Here is a 22,179-nt window from a genome sequence, read left to right as displayed (position 1 = left end):
TATAAGGACGGGGAGGGAGCACGTATGGACGTTGTGCAATCGACCGCAGCCGGGCTGGACAGCAACGGAAACGGCGTGAGTCCGGCCGCTGCTGGATTGGACACCCCGGACATGGTCCAGCTGATGACCGCAGACGGCGATCTGCGGGACGATGCTCGGTTCAGCGACTATGCCCCCGATCCGGACACCTATCAGGGCCTGTACCGGGACATGTTCCTGATCCGTCGGTTCGATCAGGAGTCGACTGCGCTCCAGCGGCAGGGCCAGCTAGCCCTCTGGGTGCCACTGACCGGCCAGGAAGCCGCGCAGATCGGCTCGGGTCGCGCAATGCAGCCACAGGACTATGCCTTCCCCACCTACCGGGAGCACGGCGTGGCACTGACCAGGGGAGTCGACTTACCGGACATCCTCAAGCTGTTCCGCGGGATCACGAACGGTGGCTGGGATCCCCGGAAGCACAACTTCCAGCTCTACACCCTGGTGCTGGCTGCCCAGACCCTGCACGCTGTCGGCTACGCGATGGGGATTCAGCGGGACCGTACCGCCGATCCTGCCGTCCCCGCGGCGGCATCGGTCGCCTATTTCGGGGATGGGGCCAGCTCCGAGGGTGACGTTCACGAAGCGATGGTCTTCGCCGCCTCGTTCAACGCCCCGGTGGTGTTCTTCTGCCAGAACAACCACTGGGCCATCTCGGTGCCCTCGGACGTCCAGACCCGGGTACCCCTGGCCCAGCGCGCCGCGGGCTACGGGTTCCCCGGCATCCGCGTCGACGGCAACGATGTCCTGGCAGTCAGTGCGGTCACCGCCTGGGCGCTGGAACATGCCCGGCAGGGCAAGGGGCCGGTGCTCATCGAGGCGTTCACCTACCGGATGAGTGCCCACACGACAGCCGACGACCCGACCAAGTATCGTGCCTCCGCTGACGAAGAATCATGGCTGGCGCGTGATCCTCTACTCCGGTTGGAAACTTATCTCCGAGCCAACGGCACCGCCGACTCGTTTTTCGAACGACTTGAGGCGGAGGCGGCGGAGCAGGCCGGCCGGCTCCGCCGCGCGGTCCTCGCCATGGAAGCACCCGATCTTAGCCAGCGTTTCGGCACGGCTTATGCCGAGCCGCACCCCCTGGTGCAGGAGGAACTGCGGTTCTGGCAGGACTACGAGGCTGGATTCGCGCCAGAGAAGGATGGAGGTCGCTAGATGCCGGTCATGACCATCGCCAAAGCGATCAACGAGGGGCTCCGCGCCTCGCTGGAGGCTTCCCCGACGACGCTGCTGATGGGCGAAGATATCGGCGCTCTCGGGGGCGTCTACCGCGTGACCGAGGGCCTGAAAGCCGAGTTTGGTGCAGATCGCGTAGTCGATACGCCGCTTGGCGAGTCAGGCATCATCGGGACAGCCATCGGGTTGGCCTTGCGCGGCTATCGACCCGTCTGCGAGATTCAGTTCGACGGGTTTGTCTTCCCGGGGTTTAACCAGATCACCACCCAATTGGCGAAGATGCATGCCCGCAGCGACGGAATGCTCCGAGTTCCGGTGGTCATCCGGATCCCTTATGGGGGCGGGATCGGTAGCGTTGAACACCACTCCGAGTCACCCGAGGCGTTGTTTGCGCACACCGCAGGACTGCGCATCATCACGCCCTCCAACCCCCAGGATGCCTATTGGATGATCCAGCAGGCCATCGAGTGCGACGACCCGGTGATCGTCTTCGAACCGAAACGACGCTACTGGCTCAAGGGGGAGGTGGACCTAACCTCCCCCTCCGGGGACCCGTTCACCGCCCACGTGCTGCGTGAAGGCACGGACGCGACAGTGGTGGCGTACGGCCCGCTGGTGCCCGTTGCGCTCGCCGCCGCAGCGGCTGCAGCGGAGGATGGACACAGTATCGAAGTAATCGACCTTCGGTCGGTGTCACCGATGGATTTCGACACGGTGACGGCATCAGTCCAAAAGACGGGACGGCTGGTTGTCGCCCATGAAGCGCCCACGTTCGGCGGGATCGGCGGTGAGCTTGCGGCCCGCGTGACCGAACGCGCCTTCCTTTCGCTACAGGCCCCCGTGATGCGGGTAGGAGGCTTCCATCTGCCGTATCCCGTGGCGCGCATGGAAGAGCACTACCTGCCAGATATTGATCGGATCCTCGAATCCGTCGACCGGGCCCTGGCCTACTAGAGGAACCCCATGACACTCAATACGTTTAATCTCCCCGACGTCGGGGAAGGGCTCACCGAGGCAGAGATAGTTCAGTGGAAGGTCCAGCCAGGCAGCGTCGTCGCGATCAATGACATCATCGTCGAGATCGAGACTGCCAAATCCCTGGTAGAGCTGTCCTCCCCGTACGCGGGCGTCGTCGCGGAGCTTCTAGCCACGGAGGGTGAGACCATCGACGTCGGCTCGCCGATCATCTCTGTAGCGGACGGCGACGACGACGCACCGGCTCCCCAGATGCCCGGCGAGTTATCCACCCCGCCGGCGACCACTCATCCATCAGCCGCGACGGACGCGTCAGCCACCAGCGGCTTCGCAGCCGACAGCGGACAGCCTCCGGGCGCCCAGGAGCCACCGGAGGCCGGCCCACTGGTGGGAACCGGCCCGAAAGCTGATGCGGTGAAGCGGCGGCCTCGACGGGCTGACGCAGCGCCAATGCAGGCTCCAACTCCGCAGTCCGCCCCGCCGGCTGACGGGGCGCAGCCAGCCAACCGGGTGCTGGCCAAACCGCCGGTTCGGAAGGCGGCCCGCGATCTCGGAATCAACCTGTCCGATGTCGAAGGGACTGGCCGCTCGGGCGAGGTGACCAAGCGGGATCTCATGAGCTACCAGGCGCAGCGCGACGCCGAACAGGACGGCGCCAATACCTTCTGGGAAGCGACCCAAAAGCCTCAGGACCAGCGGATTGAACGCGTGCCCGTCAGAGGTGTCCGCAAGGCGACCGCCAAGGCGATGGTGGACAGCGCCTTCTCGGCGCCGCACGTCAGCATCTTCGTGGACGTGGACGCCTCCCGCACCATGGAGTTCGTGAAGCGGCTCAAGGCTTCCCGGGACTTCGAGGGAATCAAGGTGTCGCCCCTGCTCATTCTGTGCAAGGCAGTCATCTGGGCCGCCGCCCGCAACCCGTCGGTCAATGCGACCTGGGCCGGTGACGAGATCCTCGTCAAGCACTTCATGAACCTGGGCATCGCTGCCGCTACTCCTCGCGGACTGATGGTTCCGAACATCAAGGATGCGCAGGACCTGACGTTGAAGGAACTCGCGATCGCCCTCAATGAGCTGGCGACCACTGCTCGTGCGGGAAAGACGCAACCAGCCCAGATGCAGGGCGGATCTCTCACAGTCACGAACATCGGCGCACTCGGGATCGATACAGGGACGCCAATCATCAACCCGGGAGAGGTTGCAATCGTGGCCTTCGGCACGATCAAACAGAAACCGTGGGTGCTCGACGGAGAAGTTATCCCACGGTGGATCACCACATTGGGGGGATCGTTCGACCACCGGGTGGTGGATGGCGACCTCAGCGCACGCTTCATGGCCGACGTCGCCTCCATCCTGGAGGAGCCTGCGCTGCTGCTCGACTGAGGTTGTGCCCTAGGCTGGTTTCCGATGCCAAATAACCCCAGTCCGAGCCAGCGCCCCGACCGAGAAAATTCGGGGGCGCCGTCGCCCACCGGTTCCTACCTCAAGCGGCTGTTGCCCATGCTGCTCGCCGCGTTCATCGGCTCAACCGTGCTGCAGTGGCTCTTCCCGGAACTGAACTTCGTGGTCCGGTTGCTGATTCTTGCCGTCCTGCTGCTGGCGGTCTCGGTTGTCCTGGACCGGTTGCGTTCCCGCAACAGGTAGCCTCCGCTTACGCATGATTCGATGCGATCGCTTCCTGGAGGATCGGGGCAAGACGCTCGATTCCCGTGACGATGTCCTCGCTGGAGACTGCGCTGAAGGCAAGCCGCAGCTTGTTCGACGGGGCATCGGAGGGGGTGAAAGCGGCACCGGGAATGAACACCACCCCCGCGTCGATTGCCTTGTACAGCAGGGGGTAGGTGTCGATCCCTTCGGGCAGGGTTACCCAGATAAAGAAGCCCCCATCGGGACGCGTCCACGACACCGACGCTGGTAGGTGCTGCGCCAGGGCACTCAGCATGGTCGAACACCTCTCGCTGTACAAGGCTCGCGTGGTCTCAAGATGACCCAGCCAGTCGTAATCGCTGAGATAGGCCGAAACCAGCATCTGGGTCAGCGGGGATGGACAAAGCACCACAGCTTCGCACGCCAGATAGAACCGACGATGCAGGTGCCTGGGCACCAACGCCCAGCCGAGCCGCACCCCGGGGGCGAAAATTTTGGAGAAGGACCCCAGATAAATGACGTCGTCGGGGTTGCCTTCGCGCAGCGGGGTCAGCGGCTTGCCATCAAAGCGCAGCAGGCCGTACGGGTTGTCCTCCAGCACGAGGATGTTGTGTTTTTTGCAGATGTCGACAATGACCTGACGGCGACTGGCCTTCAGGGTAATCCCGCTCGGGTTGTTGAAGCTGGGGATGGTGTAGAGGGCCTTGATGGTTCGGCCCTCCGACTGTAGTTCGGTGATCCGCTGTTCGAGGGCTTCGGGGATCAGGCCGTCGTCGTCCATGGCCACCGCCTGGACATCCACCTGGTATGCCTCGAAGGTGTTGAGCGCTCCGACATATGTGGGGTCCTCACACAGGATCACATCGCCTGGGTTGCAGAAAACCTTGGCGGCGACGTCCTGCGCTGACTGCGATCCGGTTGTGACCACGAGGTCTGCCGGGTCGGCGTCGGTAATTCCCTCGGCCGCCATGACCTCGCAGATCTGTTGGCGAAGCTTTTCCATCCCCTGGCCACCGCCGTATTGCAGCGCCTCCAGGCCGTGCTCGGCGATGATCCGTTGGGCAGTGTCGCCAAGCTCCTTCAGGGGAAGCGAACGCAGGTAGGGGCTTCCTCCGGCGAGCGACACCAGCCCGGGTTGGATTGAAATGTCGAAGACATCGCGCACCGCAGACTGTTTGATGTTCGCAGCCCGATCGGAGAATAGAGCCTCGTGTCGATGAGCTGAATCAACTGCGCGGACCAGCGCTGCTTCGGTTTCGGCCGGCATGGTCGTTGGGTCAAGTTTTGCCTGTGAGTTCACTCACGCAGTCTAAGGCAGGGGTTAACTAATGAGCAACGGGTGTTGCCTGTTGTAGGTATTCTCCCTGTGGTCAGATCCAGCCCGCATCGCGGGCCTTCGCGCCCGCCTGGAATCGACTGTCAGCCTTCAATGCCTCGAGCATCCAGGCAATGTGCCGTCTGCACGTGCGTACACTGAGATCGAGGCGCCGGGCAATAACCTCATCCGAGTAGCCGGCAGCGAGGCCCGCAAGAATTGCCTGCTGGGTTCCATTGAGCGGCGACACCGTATCCTCCTCCGTTGGAAACGGCTCGGCGAACTCCCAGGTGAAGTTGAAGAACCGAATGAAGACGTTCACCAGGTTAGGGTCGCGGATCATCATCGCGGCCTTGTCGTCGCTCGTCAGCTGCCGAGCCACCACAGCGAGTTTCCGGTCGAAAATCAGCATCCTGAATGGCACCGACGGCAAAGTGCGGAACTCGCCGCCCTCCGCAGCAATCGCTTTCACCGCCTTGCGGGTCGGCATGTGGTCGCGGGTACTGAGGTCGTAGAGGTTCCTGCGGTTCACGCCCTGCTTCAGCAGGTCGACGTCCTTCCTGACGTTCTCCTCCTGGAAATCTGCATTCGCGCCCTGGCCGGGGACAGCCATCAACACGTGCTCGGAAACGTCCCGACCATACTCGATCAACACCCGTTGAATCAGGTGCGGGTCCTCGAGCACCTCAACCGATGCGCTGGAGAGGACGTCCCTGCGGGCTTCGAGGTAGAGGGGAACCAGGCCGGATAGCTCGAGGCGCCTGGTGTTGATCCGACTCTTCAAGTCCTGGACGAGGCGCTCGTCAGCGTCAACCAGATCGGCCAGCGCGACGTCGGGCGAAATCGCGACGAACGCGTCCGAATCCGCTGCATGTGAGCTGAGCAGCTTCCGCTCACTGAGCTGGTTCGTCGCGGAATCAATGTCCCTCAGGGTGTAACCAAGGGCCTCCGAGGCACCCTGACGCGTCCATCCGGGGTGGGCGACGGCGTAGCGGTAGAGCTCTAGACCTAGTCCGTCGAGCATGAACATTCCTCCCCGGTATGGCGGCACACCTGCCTGTAGCCTACCGACCTGTTTCCTCGCGGGGCGATTCGGTTGTGCAGCGCCGCCTGATAGGTCGATCATGGCGCTGTAAAACATGACATGTCCACTTTATGACACAGTGCTTGATGCCTGTCGCGGTTCCGCCCCAGGAGCGGATTTCCCTTGGACGGGTGCGGGTATTGGGGTCTTGCGAGCGTTGGTTGCGCCGGCAGAAATCTGCCATTTAGTCATCTTTAGGCCATGTCCAGAACAGGGTGGTTATCTGGCTGGACATCGATAGAGCCAGCGGCTCATGGTTGTGGGTATCGGCATCACTTCCGCCGACGCACCACCACATGTGGCCACTCAAGGGGGGTTCTCGTGAAAAAGATTGTCGGCACAGTAGCCGGTCTTCTAGTCGTCATGAGTGTCGTTGCCTCTACCAGTCCCGAGCTCAGCGCGGCGAACTGGGAATGGCCTAAAACGGTGATGGCAGACAACTGGGAGTGGCCGAAATAGCAGGTTGTTTTGACCGATTCCCGTCGGGATGGCAGCACTTAGACTCGCCCCAGTGGCGGTGACCAACATCCGGAAGGAGAGAGCTATGAGTCAGCTGGTTGCAGTTCGAAACGCCTCACGAACCGCCAACAGCACTCAATGGTGGCATCTCTCGCTCTTTACCGGTGGCTTCGATGTAGCGGACGGCATCATTGAAGATCTGGTCACCCCACTGGCGGCGCAGGCTCAGCTTTTGGGGGCCAGCCGTTGGTTCTTCACCCGGGGTGAGGAACCAACGGTGCCTCAGGTGCGGCTTCACGTTCTTGCCAGTCCCGCCGCAATTGCCAGTCTTCAGACCTCGCTTGCCACCTTCCGGGCCCGGGCCACCGCGGGGGACCTTGGCGGCGCAAACCCCAGCGCTGTGGCTGGGTTGCACGTCCGGCAGTACCTCTCCTCACCAGCGGGCAGCCAGCTGCCCCCGGGCTCCGATAAATCCAGTGGCAATGAGATCAGAAGGAAGCTGGAAGCCGACCTCGAGAAATACGGTGGGGTTGCAGGTCTCCAACTTGCTGAAGAGGTCTTCGAACTCTCCTCCGAGCTGGCCTCATGGGCCAGCCGACGTTTCCCCAAGATGCACAACCGATCGGCGTTCGGTGCGCTGATCCTTTTCGACTCTGCACGGAGCATGATGAAAGGCCCACGATCTGCTGGTTGGCCTGACCGGCGGCGAATCAGCTGGGACTTTTATTGGAACAGTCACCTCAGAACCTGCACCGCTGACCTGGGCCCCCGCGCGGTGGGCGTCCGTGAGGCCCTGGCGGCACAGGTGGAGGTCCGGGCTTCAGCCTTCCACGGCTTGATGGCGGCCACCGCTGCCGAATCTGCGGCGCATAACTGGCGTCGCAGATGGTCCCGCGGGATCGACAATTATCTTTACCGCGCCGACAAGGCCCAGGTGAGCCGCAGCGCTCAGCACCTGACCGTTTACCAGGCGCACCTGACGCTGAATCGGCTGGGCTTTTCTACCCGTGAAGAGGCAGTCCTCGGTCTGTACGCCCGGTCATGGGGCATCGAACGCGAGTCACCCACTTACCGACAGAATTAGGCCAGACCCAGACCCGACCAGCAGGGCACCACGGAAGGATTAGAGCACCATGGCGATTAGCAATGATGTCATCCTGGCAACCGATGTGCGGGAACTCAGTGAGGCTCTGGGGTGCTCACCGGACACCCTTGAGGACATGCTGGTGCAGGGTGTGCTCGCTTCCCGTGGCGAATTGTGGGAGGTTGGACCGGCCAGGGACTACCTGCGCGATGCCGCCTGGGCGGACAGCCTCTGGTCCTGACTGCCTCTGGTTCTGACTGCCTCTGATTCTCACTGCGGGCGGTGTTCATTGCGGCTGAGGTTTATCGAACAGTCGAGGATCGAAGGGTTTAACTCCGCCCGGTAGGCTGAGCCCATGACGACAATCCGAACAGCAGTCTTCGGCTACGGCCTTGGTGGACGCGTGTTTCATGCCCCTTTCATCCACGCTGACCCGCGGTACTCACTCGATATCATCGTCACTTCCGACCCAGCCAGGAAAGCCGAAGCCGAGGTGCGGTATCCGGGTGTCCGCGTAGTACCGACTGCCGCGGACGCCTTCGCCCTGGCTGGTCAGCTCGATCTGGCCGTGATCAGCACTCCGCCGGCCACTCACGTTCCGCTGGCTCAAGCGGCTTTGGAGGCTGGGCTCGCTGTCGTCGTCGACAAGCCCTTCGTCGTCGACACGGCGGATGGTCTGCGGCTCATCGAACTGGCGCGGTCTCGTGGGACGGTGCTGAGCGTTTTTCAGAACCGAAGGTGGGATGGCGATTTCCTGACCGCCCGGAAGCTCATCGACGACGGCGCCCTCGGGACGGTACGCCGCTTCGAGTCCCGCATGGAGTCCTTCAAACCTGTGGTGTCCAAACCGTGGAAGGGGGCGGTCGCCGGGGAGGGCGGCGGCATACTCTACGATCTGGGACCGCACCTGATCGACCAGGCGTTGCAGCTATTCGGGCCCGCGGAGCTGCAATACGCCGAGCTTGCCGCGCACCGCGGCGACGGTGGGCCGGATGACGATGCGTTCCTCGCCCTGCGGCACACCAGCGGGACCATCAGCCACCTGTGGATGAACGCCCTGGCACCACAGGCTGCCCCCCGGTTCCGTATCGTTGGATCCCAGTCGGCCTATTCGAAGTGGGGTGTTGACGTGCAGGAACCGTCGATCATCGCGGGAATGCTGCCCACAGATTCCCTTTATGGAGTCGAGGATGAACTCGCCTGGGGGCTCCTGGGGTTCGACGCCGACGCTACCAAGGTGCGCACGGAGAAGGGCGCTTACCCGCGGTTTTACGAGCTGATGGCCTCAGCCGTGCTCGATGGTGCACCGGTGCCCGTAGATCCGCAGGACAGCATTGCTGCCCTGCGGATCATTGAGGCAACCCACCTCCGCTGAGTCAGACCAGTTCTCGCCAGTCAGCGGCAAGGTCGAGGCCGTGAGCTTCGGAAACAGAATGGTGTGCAACCCGTCCACCGGCAATATTCAGGCCATGCGCCAGTGCAGCGTCGGACTCAAACGCAGCCCGGACCCCGCGGTTCGCCAGTGCGACCGCATAGCGGAGCGTCACATTGGTGAGTGCGTAGGTTGAGGTGTTGGGCACTGCGCCCGGCATGTTCCCCACACAGTAGAACAGCGAGTTGTGCACGGTGAAGGTGGGATTCTCGTGCGTGGTCACATGTGAATCCTCGAAGCAACCACCCTGGTCCACAGCGATATCCACAAGGACGCTTCCCGGTTTCATCCGGGAAACCATTTGGTTCGTCACGAGCTTCGGAGCACGGGCACCGGGGATCAGGACAGAACCAATCACCAGATCAGCGTCCAACACTGCTCGCTCGATTTCAAAGGCATTTGAGGCGACGGTCTTGACCCGGCCCGCGTAGAGGGCGTCCAACTCGCGCAACCGGCCAATGTTGATGTCGAGAATGGTGACTTCAGCGCCAGTGCCCACCGCCATCGCTGCCGCATTTGTGCCGGCTACGCCGGCGCCGAGGACAACTACCTTCGCTGGGCGTACTCCGGGGACCCCTCCGAGGAGTAGACCGGGGCCACCAGCAGGAGCGGTCAGGACCTGAGCTCCCACCTGTACCGACAGTCGACCGGCAACCTCGGACATCGGTGCCAGCAGGGGCAGCGCGCGCCCGTCCTGAACCGTTTCGTAGGCAATCGCCGTTACGCCCGCGTCCAGCAGTGCCCGGGTCAGCTCGGGTTCCGCCGCGAGGTGGAGGTAGGTGAAGAGAATCAGACCCTCGCGGAACCGGTGATACTCCTCGGCGATCGGCTCCTTGACCTTGAGCACCAGGTCCGCCCGGGACCACAATTCGTCGGCAGAGGTGACAATCTCCGCGCCGGCTGCAGAGTACTCATCGTCGGTAATGTATGAACCGACTCCAGCGTCTTTTTCAATCAGGACTGTATGCCCGTTGGTACGGAACTCATGCACCCCTGAGGCGGTGATGGCCACGCGGAACTCGTTGTTTTTGACTTCTTTAGGAACGCCGACGATCACGGGATTCTCCGTTCACTCTCAAGGTGCGGTGAGGTGGCTTATAGCCAGGTCCCTAGCCTACGGACAACCAGGAGCCTTCGGGCAGCCCCCCGGTCGTGTTAGATCGTCGCCCGGGGACGGATGATGGCCCGACTGGGTCAACGATCCCTGTGGATGCGGGCCCGGTGCGGAATGTGACCTGGTTCACTACCATACGAACAGCAGCTAACGACGTCGACAAGTGTCGACCTTTTGCGCATCAATTGTCTCCTTGGTGACGCCGCCCAGTAGCATGAGGCAATGCAGCCAGACGGGGTCGACGCGGCCGTCGAATCGATAGCCGCCCGGCTGAACCGCGGCCTGTCTCTTGAAGATCTCGACGGCGTGCTGCTGGCGTACAGCAGCCACCAATCCGCCGCTGACCGGGTCAGGGTCAATTTCCTGCTGAGCAAGAAGGTGCCTGCCGACGTCAGCCAATGGCAACTGCAGCACGGCATCTCATCGGCAGTCCGTCCAGTGGTGCTGCCAGCCAACCCGTCGCTAGGGATGCTCGGACGAGTCTGCGTTCCCTTGCTGGTCCGAGGGTTCCGGGTGGGCTACCTCTGGGTGCAGCAGGAGGCAAACGAGACGACCCCCGAGGCAATTCTCGACCAGCTCCCGGATGTGCGTGCTGACATGGATCGACTTGCATCACTACTACTGGAAGGCAACACGGCAGCCTCCGAACACCGTCGCAAGAGGGAAAGCATCTTTCTGGCGGCCTGTGACGGGACCGAGGCTGGTACCGACGAGCTGGCTGGTTGGCCCGAGCTTCACAACACTGCTCCCTGGCAGGTAGCGGTGCTCTACGCCCAGAACGATCTGCCCGAACCAGTCGACCCCCACGCGAGCCTGCTGACCCACCGCACCGCCGCCCTGCAGGCCACCGTGGGTGTGAGGTCGGTGCTGTTCAGCGCCGGGACTCCGGCCATCGCTGTGCTGCTCCTCACCGGTGACGTGGGCGGCGGCGAATACGCTGAGATCCTTCGCCGATACGATCAGGAACAAGCCAAGCGTGAAGGCGGTGCTGTGGGGCGCGCCCTGCTGGGGCTGAGCGAACGGGTGCTTGATCTACGGGAGCTGCCAAAGGCTTTCAGCCAGGCACGCCGCGCCGTCCAGGCGTCGGCGGTCGATGGAGGGCTCGGTCTGATCACTGAATACCGGGCCACCGGGTGCTATCAGTTCCTAGCCGCCGGAGGATGGCAGCTGACATCCGCCAAATCGGTCCACTTCGCCGAAATTGAGGAGCAGGATAAAAACTCTGAACTACTGCCCGTCCTGGAGTTGCTTTACGACAAGAACGGGTCGGTTCAGGATGTAGCCGCGCAACTGCACCTACACCGCAGTAGTGTCTACAACCGGCTGGCGCGAATCCGGTCGATCATCGGCGCGGACCCGCTGAACGGTCACGTGCGGCTGGAACTCCATTTAGCCCTCAAGGCGCGGAAATGGTCACGGCGTCCCAGGATCTAATCCCGTACTGGCAGTCTGTTAGCTGCCCGTAATTGATCGCGGCGACTCTCCGCGTTTGTCTGATTTCTGCGTGGCCAGCCACTTGGTAATGTCCTGGGATCTAATTCGTCGATGGGTGCCGCGATATTCGACCGGAATAATCCCTGCATCAGTGAGATTTCGTAAATAGGTGTGTGAAATTCCAGCTGCCGCCGCGGCCTGTGAAGTGGTCAGGGTCTCGGCAGTGGAGGTGGTGGTGACGGCGTCACCGGCAGCAAGCCGGCGCAGGACGTCGACGACAGCATCCCGGGCGGCAGGTGGCAGTTTCACCGCGGTGCCGTCAACAAATACGGTGACGTCAGCAGTTTCGGCGAGGGCACGGTTCAACGGTGCTGCATCGGCTGGGCGAAGGGCCTCGGTGGTGTGGGGGCTGCGGATGACCATTCCTCTATTCTGCCAAGGCCTGTCAAAAGTGAAAGTTTCAACAGAAGTCTTTAATCCAGTGGTGACGACAGGCTCTTCCCCAAATGTCGTGAGAGGACTAGGGTGGGGTCCACTCATAAGGGGCGGAATTAACCGGAGCACAATTATTCACTGGCTGGAGTGGTGATTCCCATGGCAATATTCAATCCATACGAGTCCGAGCGGACCCGAGTGCCCGCAGGCGATGTCAGGGAACGTGACCCGGGCCTGCCCTGGTGCTCCGAATGCGACACCGACGAGTTCCTGATGTATGAGGATTTCGTCCCGGCGCGTCGTCCCGCGGGGGGCGGTCACCTGGTTGCAGCGAGCGTCAATTACTCCTGCTCTGTTTGCGGGAGGTTTAACGGGCACGAGGTGCCGGACTCCTGGAACCCGCCCAACTGGTTCTGGTACTCCTGACGGCGCTGCACCTCCTGGCATAGCCGCACCGCCCAGAGGCCAAAAGGCGCCCGGGTCAGCCGCGGCCGACGAAGGGCATCCCGCTCGCGGTGATGAGCAACGACCCGACCGATGCAGAGGCCGGCAGTTGAGCCATCAAAAGGACCGCCCGGGCTGCCTCTGCCACGGGGAAGGTGGGCTCCGGTCGGCGGGAGCCGTCTGCTTGTAACGCGCCGCCGTTGACGCCGATGGTGTCCATGAGTTGGGTGTGGGCGTTCCCGATGTCGATTTGGCCGCAGGTGATGCCGAAGGGGCGTCCATCCAGCTCGATCGACTTGGTCAAGCCAGTAATCGCATGCTTGGTGGTTGTATAGGCGACCGACAATGGGCGGGGTGAATGAGCCGAAATGGACCCGTTGTTGATGATCCGCCCACCCGGTGGCTGCTGGCTCTTCATCAGTCGAACAGCGGCTGCGGCACACAGGAACGCGCCGGTGATATTGACCGCAACGGTGTCGGCCCACTCTGCCAGCTGAATCTCGTCAACGGCGCCCGTAGGACCGAACACGCCCGCATTATTGAAAAGCACCGACAGGGCCCCGAACTCCTGCTGGACGTAGTAAAAAAGTCGGTCGACATCGTCGGGCCGGGTAACATCGGTGGACACCACATGGGCGCGGGGATGCCCGTCTGCGGTCTCTTCAAGGGCAGCTTGTCTCCGGCCCGCCAGGACGACGTCGAACCCGGCGGTGAGAAACTCTCGGGCCACGGCACGCCCAATGCCCGAGCCGGCGCCTGTCACGACTGCGGTGGGCGTACTGGGTGTTACGTCCATCTGTTTCCCCTGGGCTAGTTCTGGTGCTGTCGGTTGGTTCATTCCGCGATGCTGGCTCACCTAGTCGCCGTTGAGCCAGCTGAGCAGTTGCTCCTCCGGCCAGGTAGTGATGATGCGCTCAGCTGGAACGCCATTGGCTTCGGCCCGTTCCGCCCCGTACTGCAGGAAATCCAGCTGGCCGGGCGCATGCGCGTCGCTGTCGATGCTGAAAAGGCAGCCAGCATCCAGTGCCAGGCGAATCAGTTCATCGGGAGGATCCTGGCGTTCCGGTCGGGAGTTGATCTCCACGGCAACGTTGTTTTCGGCGCAGGCCGCGAAGACTTGGACGGCGTCGAACTCCGACGGCGGGCGAGTCCCCCGGGCCCCCTGCACGAGACGGCCGGTGCAGTGTCCCAGGACGTTGGTCTGTGGGTTCCGGATCCCGCCGAGCATCCGCCGGGTCATAGTGGAACGGTCAGAGCGAAGCTTGGAGTGCACGCTGGCGACGACGACGTCGAGCCGGTCCAGCAGCGCTGGCGTCTGGTCGAGGGTGCCGTCCTCAAGAATGTCGACCTCGATGCCGGCCAGCAGCCGGAACCCGGCGGCGCTGGCGTTGATCTGCTCCACAATATCGAGCTGCTCAGCGAGTCGTTCGGCGCTGAGCCCATTGGCGATAGTGAGGTTGGGCGAATGATCAGTGAGGGCCAGATACTGATGGCCGAGGGTTTGTGCGGCCTGGACCATCAGTTCGATGGGGCTACCGCCGTCGGACCAGTTGCTATGGCTATGCAGGTCGCCTCGTAGGGCGGCCCTGAGCGAGTGTCCGCCTTCCACCAGGGGCATGGCCGACTGTTCGCGGAGTTCAGCGAGGTAATCGGGGATCTCTCCGCTGACGGACTGGGAGACCACCTCGAAGGTGCGCGCCCCGATGCCCTTCATCCTTTTGAGTCGACCATCTCTGGTCCTGGCCAGCAGCTCGTCGAAAGACAGCTCACCGAGAAGATCGGCGGCGTTCCGGAATGCCTTGATTTTGAAGGTTGGCGCTGCCTTGCGTTCGAGCCAGAAGGCAATTTCATTAAGCGCAGCTACGGCGTCCATGCTTCACCCTACAAATAACCCGGTCTGAAGTCGCCGAAACACCGGGTCAGGCCTTCAGATTCAGTTCCGCGGCGATTGATCGGACCGCCTCGCGGAGCAGAGGGACGGCCTTCTCGGCGAACCGTTCATCGACGCGGGAGACCGGCCCGGATACTGAAATGGCGCTGGGGGTCGGCGCGTCGGGGACGGCCATGGCGAAACACCTGACGCCGAGTTCCTGCTCCTGCTCATCGACTGAGTAACCGCGCTCGCGGATGAGCTCCAGTTCGGCCAGCAACTCGTCGATGTTTTTCAGGCTCCTGTCGGTCGGCGTGGGCATGCCCGCGCGGCCGACGATGCTGCGCACCGCATCGTTGCTCAACTGCGCAAGGATGGCTTTCCCCACGCCGGTGTCGTGGGTGTGGGCGCGGCGGCCCACCTCGGTGAACATGCGCATCGAGTGGGGGGAGGGCACCTGAGCGATGTAGATGACCATGTCCGAATCCAGGACTGCCATATTGGACGTCTCGCCCAGACTGTCAACCAGGTTCTTCAGCTGGGGACGGGCAAGAGCTCCGAGCTGTTTGTTGGCGCCTTCGCCCAGCCGGATTAGCCGCGGGCCCAGCGCGTAACGGCGGTTTGGTAGCTGGCGGGCATAACCCTTGGCGACCAGGGTGCGCAGCAGGCGGTGGATGGTCGGCAAGGGAAGATCGGTCGAGGAGGAAAGTTCGCTGAGGGAGACTTCCCCGCCGGCGTCGGTGATGAGCTCGAGCAGTTCGAAGACCCGCTCGACGGACTGTACCCCGCCGCCTGCTGCTTTCTCAGCCATGTGACACTCCCAATTCTCGAGCTCCCACTGACAGGTTTGATCCGCGAGGTGGAAACTTTCTAGAGGCTATCGTACTTTCCACTCAGTGGAATCGGGAATCCAGCAAGATGAGGGCAGCCGTCAGGCGAGGACATCGCGCGTGGTGAACCGGCCGTAGGCGAGCGCGCCGAAGACCAGCACATAACCCGATTGTAGGAGGGCATTCGCGGCGAAGGAGGACCACTCGATCGGCTGCCGGAGCAGATCCACGAAGCCAAACCAGTAGTGGCTCAGGAGCCAGGGGTGCAAGAGTTCCAGCTGGGGAAGCTGACCCACCACTTGGGAGACGACCGAGATGACCACCGTCGCGGCCATCGCGCCGACCGGCACATCCGTGAGGGTCGAGATGAACAGGCCGACGGCGCAGAGCCCGGTAAGCGACACGGTGACGTAGGCGCAGATCAACGCCGACCGCAGCAGAGACTCGCCGATGCTCACGGTGTCACCGGACAGGAGGGTCACCGGCCCCACTGGGAACAGGACAGCGCCAATCAGCGTTCCGGCCAGGACGACGGCGAGTGTCGCTGCCAGGCAGAACACCACAGCACCGGCGAATTTCACGGCGAGCAGCCGGCCCCGGCCCACGGGTGCCACCAGGAGGTAGCGTAGCGTTCCGGTGCTGGCTTCGCCGGCGATGGTATCGCCAGCCACTACCCCGACAGTGAGCGGCAGAAACAGCGGAATAGCGACAGTGATCGCTGCGACGGCCACGAACAACCCGTTCTGGGTGATCTGGTCAAGGAAGGCCGGGCCGCGCCCCGTAGGCGGACCGGAGGTCAGCCGGACAGCCACCGCAATCAGAACCGGGATGGCCGCCAGCGCAAGAAGCAGGGCCCAGGTGCGCCGTCGTCTGAACAGGATTGAAAGTTCCGAAGCCATAAACACCAGCCCCGTTGCGGGCCGCCGCCCGATGCTGTGCGCCGGATCGTTATTGGACAACGTCAAACCCTTCCCCGGTGAGCGACACAAAAAGTTCCTCAAGCCCCACCTGATCGACGGTAAAGCCCTTCACTCGGACCCCGGCGGCCACGAGAGCGGCGACGATGGTCTCGGGTGGGAAATGCTCGGGTAGCGGGGCGCCCACCGCAACATCGGAACCGCCCGGGGTGTGGTGGCTGGGTGTCGGCTCTTGCGGGGTCAATCCCAGCCGGGTCAACACCTGTCGGCAGTCCGCGCCGTCGGGGGTAAGTACCTCCACCCGGGTCTGGCCGGCGGCGCGCAGCTCACTCAGCTCGCCCTGCGCCACCAGCTTGCCCGCTCGGAGGACCGCCACGTGGGAGCAGATCTGTTCCACCTCGGCCAACAGGTGACTGGAGACGAAGACCGTGGTGCCTTCTGCGGTGAGGGAATGGACCAGATGACGTACCTCGCGGGTGCCCTGGGGATCGAGGCCGTTGGTCGGCTCGTCCAGGACGATCAGGTCCCGATGTGTCAGCAGTGCGTTGGCGATCCCTAGCCGTTGCTTCATTCCCAGAGAGTAGGCCCCCACCTTTTTGTCGGCCGCCTGTGAAAGGCCTACCCGTTCCAGTGCCTGCGCGGTGCGGGCGCGGCGGGTCGACGGGTCAACGAAGCGGTCTGCGGCGTCGAGGCGGTGCAGGTTGGCCCGCCCCGAGAGGAAAGGGTAAAACCCAGGTCCTTCCACGAGGGCTCCCACCCTGGGCAGTACCTCGGGAAGAAACCTGGGGATCTTGCGCCCGAGTACCTCCACGTCGCCCGATGTCGCGCTCGCCAGGCCTAGCAGGATACGGATCGTTGTAGTTTTGCCTGACCCATTGGGGCCGAGGAAGCCGAAAACCGACCCCCGTGGTACTGACAGGTCGATACCGTCCAGGACTGTTTGCCCACCGAATCGCTTCGAGAGCCCCCTGGTCTGAACGGCAGGGCCCTCCGGTAACGTTTCGTCGCTCACTCGTCGTCGGCAACTGCCTGGAGACGATCGGCGGGCACGGAACCCACCAGAACCCGCCCATCATCGGTGAGCAGAACGTTAAGCAGTCGGGTCTGCATCAGGCGGCCGCCGTCGACCGGTGTGCTTAGCTGATCGATCATTCCGGTCAACTCGGGGTCTCCGGTCGGGAAGTCCCCGGCGGAAAACTCCACCACGGTTCCCCAGCCGGTGCCGGTGACAGTCGGTTCGGTTGACTCGTCGGTGGCTTCGGGCTTGCCATCGCTATGATCGCGTTTGTCGTCGTGTTCGCGGTATTCGCCGTGTTCCGGAGCCTCAGTGATGGTGGCACCAGCCGGGGGCGTGAAGTCGAATATCTCGGGAGCGGGCGCCTCGAAACTGATCTCGGTGTATGCGGCACTGAACGCCGGGGTGGTTCCGCTACTGGCAGCGACGCTGACCGCGAGCGGGAGGCCCGTCTCGGCGTCGACGTCGACCGTGATCGAACCCACCAGAGTTTCGTTGCTGCGGGGGGTCATGATCAGCTGGTAGGCGGCACGGCCGGCGACCATCCGGTCGGGGCCAACTGAAACTTCGGTGGTCGGGTCGGCCTTCTCGAGGAGGAGTGTGGCGAGCTGGTCCGGGGTCTGCACCCCGGGGAGGTCAGCCGGCACTCCGTCTGCCGACTTGATTACCGAATGTACTGCGGAATTTTCTTCGGAGTCGTAGAACCAGAGCTTATCGCCGTTGAGGATGAGGTTTCGTTCGGCCATCTCGTCCTGGATCTGGATTCGAGCCTGGGTTGGGCCGTCAAGGAAGACCCGTGCGGTGTGTGGGGCAGTGAGCATTTCCAGCATGGCGCCCTCGGCAGTCGGAACCGACCCCCCGTCGCGCCGGGATCAGTTCCAGGGGCTGTGCTGGGCCCCATACCGCCTCCGCCCGCACCATTGATCAGGGAGAGGTCAGGCAGCCCGAGGTCGGACGTCTGCTCCACGGTGCCCGAAAGTGCATCCACCGAGTGGCCGGCAGCTAGTTCGAGTACCTCGGCGGCGGTCAGGTCCGGCAGGTCGACCGCGGCGTTAGCCGTGAGTGGGACCAGGATGACCCCGGCGCCCATGACAGCTGTCACTGCTACGGCCGGCGCCCAGTTTCGCCACTTACGGTTCATGGTCCATCTCCCTTGATCACAAGTTCCGCAACCACAACGGTTATGTTTGGACGTTACTCCGGTTTCCTGAGAGTTTGATCTGAGTTTCCCGCCCCTGTCCGCTAGGGAAGCGAACGGTCTGGCCGGGGGAAAGTAAGCACCTAACGGCGGCGTGAACCGAAAAGGTAGCCGCCGACCGCGGCGCCGAGGGCGACCCCGCTGGTCAACAGGGCGGTGCCGATCGGCCGGATCGGGAGTCCACTGCCGAAGGGCGTGTGGACGGCACCCGGATGCGAGGCCAGAGGGGCAGGCACGAGTCCCGATCCCACCGCAATGAGGACTCCGGCCAGAAGTAGACCGGCGCCCACCCACAGCACCACCACCGGTGAGCTGGGCTTCCTCGGGTTTGTCCCAGTCATGACCCGCTGACCTTTCCCCAGCCGGCGGCCGGCGGCTGCGGCGCTGGCCATCAGCCCACCGACCAGCAGCACTTGACCGCACACGGCGAGCAGGTCGGAAAAGGAGGAGGCGTCGTCGTCGACCGCTATGACCAACTCGGAGGAATAGGCGATGCTCTGCTCGCCGACGCCGGTGGGCAGGGGCAGCGTGGTGGGGGCGGCGCCGAACAGGAGTGACACCCCACCGAGCGTCACCACAAATGAGAGCGCGACAAGCCAGACGGCCACCGGCTTTAGAGTGAAAGTGGTCATGGTGCCCGCCACCCGCGAAAGTTGCCAAGTGCCCAGGCGATAATTATCAGCCCGAGCGCAGCAAGACCCAGCCCGAAGATTTCACCAGCGGTCGGACCGGGCAGGAGCACGGAGTTTGACAGCGGCGCGTAGGCAAACCAGCCAAACTCCAGGGGCGGCCTGGTCATCGCTGCTGTAATGATCATGGCCAGCCCGACGACGGCGGCGCCCAGTCCTCCCGCGAATACCCTGTGTGTGCGGATCCAGTTCAATGTTTCCCCCATCGACGCGCCGCGGCAGCGGCGACCTGCTCCAGAGACTACGCCGTGATGGGTGCGCCAGGGAATCGTGGTGGGGAACGGCGGGATTACCTCCGGCGGATCGCGGAAGGTTGAGGACCCCGGACGATCCGGTCGCGGGGTGCTGGGTGGGGTTTGAGGTGGGCTACGGTCGGCCCACCGGCGAAATGCAGCGGGGCGCCTGCAGGATCGGCTCCAGCGCTGCCGCCAGGCGTCCCGGGAGGCCGGCCAGTTCCGTTAGGAGCGCCTCCGTGGGGCGCATCAGGTTCAGCTGCCCATCGGCGGCGCCCGCGAGAATCCACCGGGCTGTTGCCCAGTGCGACGAATCGGCCTCGGTGGTCTGGTGCCGCGGATCCACGGTCGGAGCAAGCACGGTCAGGTAGAAGAAGGTGTCGAAGCGCTTGCCGTAACTGGCAGGCGTAATCCAGTTGGCCCACGGGGTCAGATCCTCGGGCGCCAACACAGCCCCCGTTTCCTCCTGCACTTCGCGCACCGCTGCGGCGAGTAACACGCCGGATGCCTCAGCCGGGGACACCTCAATCGAGCCGGGCCCCCGGCCGGAGGCAATGCTGGTCGCCGCCCAGCTCCGCGCATGATTGGCCAGGAGGTGCGCCGGGGCGGGGTGGGCGACGGCGGTAACATGGTCGACGGCGTCCACGCGGCCCCCTGGGAAGACGACAACCCCTGCAGCAAAGTCCATCGTGAGCGAGCGGTTCTGGATGAAAACCTCATCCCCACGGACCATCAGGACGCTGACGGCCAGGCGGGGAACCACCGCCGGCGCGTCGTTGTGGGATGTTCTCATGCTGCGCACTTTATCCGATACGGGGGTCGGCGCAGGGACCGGGATCGCTAGGGTAGATGCATGGTTCAATTGCACACGCCAGGTCTGGTTTCCAGCAGCGACCTCACCCGGTATCGGCTTGCCCCAAATCCGGGGCCGATGAGCCTGGAGGGCACCAACTCGTATCTCATTGCAGCCCCGGAGGGCGAAGTGCCCGGTGAAGTGCCCGGTGAAGCAGCCGGTGTCGCAGCGGTGGAGACGGGGCAACGCCCGGTTGTCGTCGTGGATCCCGGCCCGTTGGATGAGGAACACCTGGCGGCGCTGGCCGGCGCAGGGAAAGTTGAACTGGTCCTGATTACCCATCGGCACCGCGACCACACCGAAGCCAGCGAACGCTTCCATCAGCTGACCGGAGCGCCGGTACGGGCAATGGATCCGGACCACTGCCACGGGGGATCTCAGCTGGTCGACGGTGAAGAAATTTTCGCGGCGGGGGTGACCATCCGGGTTTTAGCCACCCCCGGGCACACCTCTGACTCGGTCTGTTTTCTCCTGCCCGACGACGGCGCTACCGGTTCAATCCTGACGGGCGACACAATCCTGGGCCGCGGCACCACCATCATCGACTACCCCGATGGCCGGCTGGGTCCTTACCTGGACTCGCTGGCGAAGCTCAGCGCGCTCGGACCGGCCAGGGTCCTTCCCGCCCACGGCCCGATCCTCCCGGATCTGACAGCCATCTCACGCCACTATTTACGGCACCGGGGAGAACGGTTGGATCAAATCCGCGCTGCGCTCGCGGATATTGGTGCTGGCGCAACGGTACAGAACGTTACCGACGTGGTCTACGCCGACGTCGACGGGTCAGTCCGGCGGGCAGCCGAGGCGTCGGTGGCAGCTCAGCTGGATTACCTGGGCGTCCCCGGCCAGACCACCGAGCCGGGGTGAAACCGACTTCGAACGGCAAGAGCAGCGCGATCCGTCCACCACCCCGGTCAGGAGTGGCAGCGGGCAGCGCTAACTTCGCCGAAGTAGCCCCTGACGCGCCGCGAAGAACACCACTTTTACGATCAGGATCAACAACCCCAAACCGGTGATCATCTGGATGGTCACCGCGACCCGCGCGAGAGTGTCGATGGGCACGACGTCGCCGAAGCCGACGGTCGCAAATGTAGCTGTGGTGAGGTATAGCGCGTCCACCCGGCTCAGGGGCTCGCTGAATGACTGGGGATCCGTCACAGAAATGGACACGTAGAGCAGGGCGAACAGGCAGAGGAAGAGGGCAACACTCTGGACAACCGCCTCGGCGGCACGCACCTGGGGGACCCCGGAGGTGAGGACCAGCTGGATCTGAAGGGCCATGGCGATCAGGAAAATGAGCAACAGCGCGATGAGCCGTATCCAGGCGGCTGCCGCAGTGCCTGATGCGAATCCGGAAACGGGGAACTGGAAGTAGACGGCAAGTATCACTGCGAGAGTCACGATCGAACGGATCACGGCGACGACAACGACCCGGCGTCGTCGTCGTTGATCGAGTTCAAGAAAGGACGCCGGCCGGTTTTTGCTGTTCCGCCTGTCTGGTGTCATCGAGGTTGGGTGCCCGCTCCAGGTGAGCGGCCTGTGCTGAAGGGCAGATCGACCAGGATGCTCTCCTTGAGCCGTTGGAACTCGGCTTCAGAAATTGCGTTGTCATCCAACAGGGCCTTCGCGGTCTTGATCTGGTTCACGGCCGTCGCCTCTTCGTTGCCCGCGGTGGCTGCTGCTGCGGTGCGAGAAGACTCAATCATTCCGTAGCTGCGCAGGGCCATCGCCTGTCCGTGGGCTACGAGGTAGGCCAATGCTGTGAAGAAGGGAAGGAAGATGAGGAGAAGAACCCAGACGAACTTGACCCATCTACCCATTTCCGGGCTGCGGAAGATGTCGGCCAGTACAAAGAAGAGGAGCGACAAATAGGACACGAGCAGGAAAAAGACCAGCGTTGCCCAAAAGAAGTCCCAGAAGTTGATGCTCACAG

The 22,179-nt window shown here is 63.4% G+C and carries 25 protein-coding genes; 10 read left to right on the top strand and 15 right to left on the bottom strand.

Annotation, left to right across the window (positions count from 1 at the left end; translation table 11 throughout):
* The first annotated feature begins 24 nt into the window (after positions 1–24).
* Genes pdhA through DDA93_RS16160 form a run of 4 tightly spaced genes read left to right on the top strand, consistent with a single transcriptional unit; the run spans position 25 to position 3,837 of the window.
* The gene (gene pdhA, locus DDA93_RS02605) at positions 25–1,197 is read left to right on the top strand and encodes a pyruvate dehydrogenase (acetyl-transferring) E1 component subunit alpha (RefSeq protein WP_116777997.1); all 1,173 of its coding nucleotides are present in this window, start codon (positions 25–27) and stop codon (positions 1,195–1,197) included.
* Positions 1,198–2,172: a transketolase C-terminal domain-containing protein gene (locus DDA93_RS02600; RefSeq protein ID WP_019482138.1), complete on the top strand. Its 975-nt coding sequence runs from the start codon at positions 1,198–1,200 to the stop codon at positions 2,170–2,172. It abuts the gene before it with no gap.
* A 9-nt stretch (positions 2,173–2,181) separates the two neighbouring features.
* A complete protein-coding gene (locus DDA93_RS02595; protein ID WP_116777996.1) occupies positions 2,182–3,576 on the top strand; it encodes a dihydrolipoamide acetyltransferase family protein in 1,395 nt (464 codons plus the stop codon).
* A gap of 24 nt (positions 3,577–3,600) precedes the next feature.
* Complete coding sequence (locus DDA93_RS16160) at positions 3,601–3,837, top strand: hypothetical protein (RefSeq protein ID WP_133185410.1); 237 nt, start codon at positions 3,601–3,603, stop codon at positions 3,835–3,837.
* A 7-nt stretch (positions 3,838–3,844) separates the two neighbouring features.
* On the opposite strand, the gene DDA93_RS02590 is transcribed toward DDA93_RS16160, so the two are convergent.
* Both DDA93_RS02590 and DDA93_RS02585 read right to left on the bottom strand, forming a co-directional pair.
* A complete protein-coding gene (locus tag DDA93_RS02590) occupies positions 3,845–5,107 on the bottom strand; it encodes a PLP-dependent aminotransferase family protein (RefSeq protein WP_116777995.1) in 1,263 nt (420 codons plus the stop codon).
* A 103-nt stretch (positions 5,108–5,210) separates the two neighbouring features.
* Positions 5,211–6,179 carry a helix-turn-helix transcriptional regulator gene (locus DDA93_RS02585; RefSeq protein ID WP_024476007.1) on the bottom strand — a complete coding sequence of 323 codons (969 nt, stop codon included), beginning with the start codon at positions 6,177–6,179 and terminating at the stop codon, positions 5,211–5,213.
* Between the two features lie 604 nt (positions 6,180–6,783).
* Between DDA93_RS02585 and DDA93_RS02580 the strand changes: the two genes are divergently transcribed.
* From DDA93_RS02580 to DDA93_RS02570, 3 genes are all read left to right on the top strand, one after another.
* Entirely contained in the window at positions 6,784–7,782 is a 999-nt protein-coding gene (locus tag DDA93_RS02580; RefSeq protein ID WP_024476008.1) for a lantibiotic dehydratase C-terminal domain-containing protein, read from the top strand.
* 49 nt (positions 7,783–7,831) lie between these two features.
* Positions 7,832–8,023, top strand: a complete 192-nt coding sequence (locus DDA93_RS02575) for a hypothetical protein (protein ID WP_019482144.1) — start codon at positions 7,832–7,834, stop codon at positions 8,021–8,023.
* A gap of 114 nt (positions 8,024–8,137) precedes the next feature.
* Positions 8,138–9,157 carry a Gfo/Idh/MocA family oxidoreductase gene (locus DDA93_RS02570; protein ID WP_024476009.1) on the top strand — a complete coding sequence of 340 codons (1,020 nt, stop codon included), beginning with the start codon at positions 8,138–8,140 and terminating at the stop codon, positions 9,155–9,157.
* Position 9,158: 1 nt separating this feature from the next.
* Here the strand turns inward: DDA93_RS02570 and ald are convergent, their stop codons facing one another.
* Complete coding sequence (gene ald, locus DDA93_RS02565) at positions 9,159–10,271, bottom strand: alanine dehydrogenase (RefSeq protein WP_116777994.1); 1,113 nt, start codon at positions 10,269–10,271, stop codon at positions 9,159–9,161.
* Between the two features lie 279 nt (positions 10,272–10,550).
* Here ald and DDA93_RS02560 point away from each other — a divergent pair, with 279 nt between their 5' ends.
* Positions 10,551–11,762 (top strand): PucR family transcriptional regulator, encoded by a 1,212-nt coding sequence (locus DDA93_RS02560; protein WP_116777993.1) that lies wholly within the window; start codon positions 10,551–10,553, stop codon positions 11,760–11,762.
* Between the two features lie 18 nt (positions 11,763–11,780).
* Here the strand turns inward: DDA93_RS02560 and DDA93_RS02555 are convergent, their stop codons facing one another.
* Positions 11,781–12,185 (bottom strand): helix-turn-helix domain-containing protein, encoded by a 405-nt coding sequence (locus DDA93_RS02555; protein WP_116777992.1) that lies wholly within the window; start codon positions 12,183–12,185, stop codon positions 11,781–11,783.
* Positions 12,186–12,356: 171 nt separating this feature from the next.
* Here DDA93_RS02555 and DDA93_RS02550 point away from each other — a divergent pair, with 171 nt between their 5' ends.
* Complete coding sequence (locus DDA93_RS02550; protein ID WP_019482149.1) at positions 12,357–12,623, top strand: hypothetical protein; 267 nt, start codon at positions 12,357–12,359, stop codon at positions 12,621–12,623.
* A gap of 55 nt (positions 12,624–12,678) precedes the next feature.
* Here the strand turns inward: DDA93_RS02550 and DDA93_RS02545 are convergent, their stop codons facing one another.
* From DDA93_RS02545 to DDA93_RS02505, 9 genes are all read right to left on the bottom strand, one after another.
* Positions 12,679–13,437 carry an SDR family oxidoreductase gene (locus tag DDA93_RS02545; RefSeq protein ID WP_116777991.1) on the bottom strand — a complete coding sequence of 253 codons (759 nt, stop codon included), beginning with the start codon at positions 13,435–13,437 and terminating at the stop codon, positions 12,679–12,681.
* Between the two features lie 60 nt (positions 13,438–13,497).
* Entirely contained in the window at positions 13,498–14,514 is a 1,017-nt protein-coding gene (locus tag DDA93_RS02540) for a PHP domain-containing protein (protein ID WP_116777990.1), read from the bottom strand.
* Positions 14,515–14,560: 46 nt separating this feature from the next.
* Positions 14,561–15,322: an IclR family transcriptional regulator gene (locus tag DDA93_RS02535; protein ID WP_116777989.1), complete on the bottom strand. Its 762-nt coding sequence runs from the start codon at positions 15,320–15,322 to the stop codon at positions 14,561–14,563.
* Positions 15,323–15,442: 120 nt separating this feature from the next.
* Positions 15,443–16,240, bottom strand: coding sequence for an ABC transporter permease (locus DDA93_RS02530; RefSeq protein WP_116777988.1), 798 nt, complete (start codon positions 16,238–16,240; stop codon positions 15,443–15,445).
* A gap of 49 nt (positions 16,241–16,289) precedes the next feature.
* Positions 16,290–17,270 (bottom strand): ABC transporter ATP-binding protein, encoded by a 981-nt coding sequence (locus DDA93_RS02525; protein WP_019482154.1) that lies wholly within the window; start codon positions 17,268–17,270, stop codon positions 16,290–16,292.
* Positions 17,267–18,094, bottom strand: coding sequence for a hypothetical protein (locus DDA93_RS02520; RefSeq protein WP_133185408.1), 828 nt, complete (start codon positions 18,092–18,094; stop codon positions 17,267–17,269). Before DDA93_RS02520 ends, DDA93_RS02525 begins: the two co-directional genes overlap by 4 nt.
* Positions 18,095–18,554: 460 nt before the next feature.
* Positions 18,555–19,103 (bottom strand): hypothetical protein, encoded by a 549-nt coding sequence (locus tag DDA93_RS02515; RefSeq protein WP_133185406.1) that lies wholly within the window; start codon positions 19,101–19,103, stop codon positions 18,555–18,557.
* Positions 19,100–19,354 carry a hypothetical protein gene (locus tag DDA93_RS02510; protein WP_207771301.1) on the bottom strand — a complete coding sequence of 85 codons (255 nt, stop codon included), beginning with the start codon at positions 19,352–19,354 and terminating at the stop codon, positions 19,100–19,102. The genes DDA93_RS02515 and DDA93_RS02510 overlap by 4 nt, the downstream gene beginning before the upstream one ends.
* A gap of 172 nt (positions 19,355–19,526) precedes the next feature.
* On the bottom strand, positions 19,527–20,186 hold the full coding sequence (locus DDA93_RS02505; protein ID WP_116777984.1) for an NUDIX hydrolase: 660 nt from the start codon (positions 20,184–20,186) through the stop codon (positions 19,527–19,529).
* A gap of 60 nt (positions 20,187–20,246) precedes the next feature.
* On the opposite strand from DDA93_RS02505, the gene DDA93_RS02500 reads away from it, so the two are divergent.
* Positions 20,247–21,113, top strand: coding sequence for an MBL fold metallo-hydrolase (locus DDA93_RS02500; protein ID WP_116777983.1), 867 nt, complete (start codon positions 20,247–20,249; stop codon positions 21,111–21,113).
* Between the two features lie 69 nt (positions 21,114–21,182).
* Here the strand turns inward: DDA93_RS02500 and DDA93_RS02495 are convergent, their stop codons facing one another.
* Complete coding sequence (locus tag DDA93_RS02495; protein WP_019482160.1) at positions 21,183–21,752, bottom strand: potassium channel family protein; 570 nt, start codon at positions 21,750–21,752, stop codon at positions 21,183–21,185.
* A complete protein-coding gene (locus DDA93_RS02490; RefSeq protein ID WP_165802554.1) occupies positions 21,749–22,177 on the bottom strand; it encodes an SHOCT domain-containing protein in 429 nt (142 codons plus the stop codon). The genes DDA93_RS02495 and DDA93_RS02490 overlap by 4 nt, the downstream gene beginning before the upstream one ends.
* Between the last annotated feature and the right edge of the window lie 2 nt (positions 22,178–22,179).

The sequence above is a fragment of the Arthrobacter sp. Bz4 genome, assembly GCF_003075455.1.
In the GTDB taxonomy this organism is placed as follows: Bacteria; Actinomycetota; Actinomycetes; order Actinomycetales; family Micrococcaceae; genus Arthrobacter_D.
Note: the sequence above shows the minus strand (reverse complement) of the source record. Positions and strands in the feature narration are given on the sequence as shown.